General features: G+C 66.5%; 1 protein-coding gene. It reads right to left on the bottom strand.

The genetic code is table 11. The features are described from left to right. Positions 1-3 precede the first annotated feature (3 nt). Complete coding sequence (locus FG385_RS33700; protein WP_139100868.1) at positions 4-1,296, bottom strand: ArsB/NhaD family transporter; 1,293 nt, start codon at positions 1,294-1,296, stop codon at positions 4-6. Positions 1,297-1,300: the final 4 nt, after the last annotated feature.

Here is a 1,300-nt window from a genome sequence, read left to right as displayed (position 1 = left end):
GTGTTAGGTGAGGAGGAAGTAGCGGAGCCAGAGGTAGGGGGCGGCGAGCAGGATGGTGAGGGTGGTGATGAGGGCGCCTTTGCGGGTGAATTCCCAGAATGTGATGGGGATGCCTTCGCGTTTGGCGATGCCGAGCATGACGACGTTGGCGCTGGCGCCGACGGCGGTGAGGTTGCCGCCGAAGTCGGCGCCGAGTGCGAGTGCCCACCACAGTGCGTCGGCGTGGACCGGGTTGGTCATGTCGGTGACGAGGTCGGCGACGAGGGGGCTCATGGTGGCGACGTAGGGGATGTTGTCGATCACTCCGGACAGCAGGGCGGAGACGACGAGGATGAGCAGCACCGCGACCAGGGCGTTGCCGCCGGTGGCGTGCGCGGCCAGTTGGGCCAGGTGGCCGATCACGCCGGTGTGCACGAGGGCGCCGACCATGATGAACAGCCCGGCGAAGAACAGCAGGGTTTCCCATTCCACCCCGGCCAGGTAGTCCCGCGGGCGGGTGCGGGAGATCAGGACCAGCACCCCGGCGCCTAGCAGCGCCACGATCGCGGGTTCGAGGTGGAACACCGCGTGCCCGATGAACCCGGTGAACACCGCGGCCAGCACCACACCGCATTTGACCAGCAGGCGGGTGTCGCGGATGGCTTCGCGTTCGTTGAGCGCCAGCACGTCCGCGACCCGCTGCGGGTCCACCGTGAACGAGCCGCGGAACAGCCACGGCAGCACCAGGGTGAACACCACGAGTTCCAGGGCCACGATCGGGGCCATGTTCAGCAGGAAGTCGTTGAAATCGAGCCCGGCGCGGCTACCGATGATGATGTTCGGCGGGTCCCCGATCAGCGTCGCCGCACCGCCGATATTGGACGCGAGGACCTCCGCGATCAGCAACGGCACCGGGCTGATCCCCAGCCGGTCGCACACCAGCAACGTGACCGGGCCGATCAGCAGCACCGTGGTCACGTTGTCCAAAAACGCCGACGCGACCGCGGTGATCAGCACCAGCAGCACCATCACCCGCAGCGGCGAACCCCGCGCCCGTTTCGCCGCCCAGATCGCGACATACTCGAACACCCCGGTCCGCCGCAACACCCCCACAATGACCATCATCCCGAACAACAGGAAGATGACATCCCAATCGATCCCGGTATCCCGGGAGAAGAACACCTCGTCCGAGCCCACCACCCCGAACGCCACCACAAGCCCCGCCCCGCCCAACGCCGCCACCATCTTCGGGACCCGCTCAGACGCGATCAACAGATAAGCCACCACAAACACCACAACCGCCACCACGGTGCTCATCACA

The sequence above is a fragment of the Amycolatopsis alkalitolerans genome (genome assembly GCF_006152065.1).
Taxonomy (GTDB): domain Bacteria; phylum Actinomycetota; class Actinomycetes; order Mycobacteriales; family Pseudonocardiaceae; genus Amycolatopsis_E; species Amycolatopsis_E alkalitolerans.
The sequence above is the reverse complement of the archived record's forward strand: the minus strand, read 5'-3'. Positions and strand labels throughout refer to the sequence as shown.